The sequence below is a fragment of the Azospirillum terrae genome, from assembly GCF_053470425.1.
In genome coordinates this window covers 1-2,504 of record NZ_JBPXMR010000041.1, presented here as the reverse complement: position 1 = coordinate 2,504, position 2,504 = coordinate 1, and the positions used below count along the sequence as shown (strand labels likewise).

The following is a 2,504-nucleotide window of genomic DNA, read 5'->3' as shown; positions in this document are numbered from 1 at the left end:
TGCGGATTGAACGAAGCCGCTGACGCGGCATAGGGGGCGTCAGCAGCGCGGAACCTCCGACCCGTTGGAATGTGGGGATGGAACCAATCCCACCCAGGAGGTTCCACGATGCCCCGGATCAGCCCCCTTCGCCAGCGGATGATCGAAGACATGACGCTGCGCAACTTCTCGCCCGCGACGCAGCAGTCCTACGTCTACGCGGTGGCCAACTTCAGCCGGCACTTCGGCCGGCCACCCAACACCTTGGGCTCGGAGGAGGTGCGGACCTATCTGCTCCACCTCACCCAGCAGAAGCGGTCATGGAGCCACATCAACCAAGTTGCTTGTGCATTGCGCTTCCTCTTCGGCATCACCTTGGGCCAGCCCGCCGTCGCGGAGCGCATCGCCCGGGCGCGTGAGCCGCGCACGCTCCCCATTGTGCTCAGCGCCGAGGAGGTCGTGCGGTTTCTCGCCGCGGTGCCGGTGGTCCGCAGCCGGGTGGCCCTGACCACCGCCTACGCCACCGGACTGCGCGTCTCGGAGGTCGCCACGCTGAAGGTCAGCGACATCGACAGCCAACGCTTGGTCATCCGTGTCGAGCACGGCAAGGGCGCCAAGGACCGCTACGTCATGCTGTCTCCCCAGTTGCTCGCCATCCTGCGCGCCTACTGGCGTGAGGAGCGCCCACAGACGTGGCTGTTCCCCGGCCGGGCAACGGGGACCCCCGTCAGTGTCGCCACCTTGCAGGACGCCTGCCGGCTGGCCCGGCGGAAGGCCGGACTTGCCAAGCCGGCGACGATGCACACGCTGCGGCACAGTTTCGCCACCCACCTGCTGGAAGCCGGCACCGAGTTGCGCATCATCCAGGTGCTGCTCGGGCACCGGCGCCTCGCCACGACGGCGCTGTACACCCAGGTCACGCCGGCGCTGATCGCCCGCACGCCGAGCCCGCTCGATCGCCTGCCGGCCGGCGATCGGAGGTCGGCCTGAGCGGCGGGCATGCGCCCCGCGCTGGAGGTGGCGGACATCTTCCGCCAGCACGGTGCCGCCTATCGCGCCGCCCAGGCCGACCGGCTCAGCCGCCCGCAGCGTCGCGTCATGGCCGCCATCGAGGCGTGTCGCACCGCGACGTTGGGCGGCCATGCCGAAGCCTGCGCGGCGTGTGGCGCGCCGCACATCGCCTACAATTCCTGCCGTAACCGCCACTGTCCCAAGTGCCAGGGGCTGGCGCAGGCGCAGTGGCTTGAGGACCGCCGGGCCGACCTGTTGCCCGTCCCCTACTTCCACGTCGTGTTCACTGTACCGGCGCCGGTGGCCGAACTGGCCTTGCGCAACAAGGCGGTGGTCTACGGCATTCTGCTCCGCACCGCCGCCGAAGCCGTGCGGGCCATCGCCGCCGATTCGCGCCATCTCGGGGCCGAGATCGGCCTGATCGCCGTGCTGCACACTTGGGGCCAGACCCTTCACCACCATCCGCATGTCCACTGCATCGTCCCCGGCGGGGGACCGGCGCTCGACGGCCAGCGTTGGGTGGCGTGCCGGCCCGGCTTCTTCCTGCCGGTGCGCGTGCTGGCGCGGCTGTACCGGCGCCGCTTCCTGGAGGAACTGGAGGCGGCCTACCGTGCCGGCGACTTGATCGGTGTCGGCGAGGCGCCGGTGTTCGCCACGCTGCTGGCCACCGTCCGCCGGGTCGAGTGGGTGGTCTACGCCAAGCCACCGTTCGGCGGGCCGGAGACGGTGCTGGAGTACTTGGGCCGCTACACCCATCGCGTCGCCATCGCCAACAGCCGTCTGGTCGAGCACCGCGACGGGCAAGTCCGCTTCCGCTGGAAGGACTATCGCCATCACAACCGCTCGAAGGTGATGACGCTCAGCGCCGACGAGTTCATCCGCCGCTTCCTGCTGCACACGCTGCCCGCCGGCTTCCACCGCATCCGTCATTACGGCTTCCTGGCCAACGGCCAGCGCGTCGCCAAGCTGGCCTTGTGCCGTCAGCTGCTGGACGCCGCCCCGCCGGCGCCGGCCGAGCCGGTGGCCGACTACCGTGAGCGGTACCGCCAGCTGACCGGCCGTACCCTCGACCGTTGCCCATTGTGCGGTGGCCCGATGATCCTCCTCGGCCCGGTGCCACCGCAGCGGCCTCCACGGCCGCCAACCTGGAACGACACGTCTTGACCGCCCCGCGCTTCCGTCACGCCAGGATCCTCCGGCTGCCGACCGCCACCACCACCGGCCGCACCCACCCGCCCTGTGCCGTTCGAAGGCTGTCGGGACATCCCACCTGCCAAGCTTTCGGCCGACGCTCTCAGGATGCCCGCCACCGACCTTCGCAGGAGAGCGCGGTGGCCATCCTCTCATCCCGGCGCGCGACGATCACGGCAGGCCGTGCGGGGCCGGCGTTTCCACTATTCCCATAGCTGTCCGCACCGGCGCGGCTTCGTTCAATCTGGCTTTTGCAGCGTCCCGCCCGACGCCGCGGCACCGCTCGGTGCTCGGCGGGACCCAGCAAAAACCCTCATTCATTC

The 2,504-nt window shown here is 70.0% G+C and carries 2 protein-coding genes; both read left to right on the top strand.

What is annotated here, in order from left to right; all coding sequences use genetic code 11:
- The first annotated feature begins 108 nt into the window (after positions 1-108).
- Complete coding sequence (locus ACSVDD_RS29575) at positions 109-969, top strand: tyrosine-type recombinase/integrase (RefSeq protein WP_448192994.1); 861 nt, start codon at positions 109-111, stop codon at positions 967-969.
- 9 nt (positions 970-978) lie between these two features.
- The gene (locus ACSVDD_RS29570; RefSeq protein WP_448192993.1) at positions 979-2,154 is read left to right on the top strand and encodes an IS91 family transposase; all 1,176 of its coding nucleotides are present in this window, start codon (positions 979-981) and stop codon (positions 2,152-2,154) included.
- Positions 2,155-2,504: the final 350 nt, after the last annotated feature.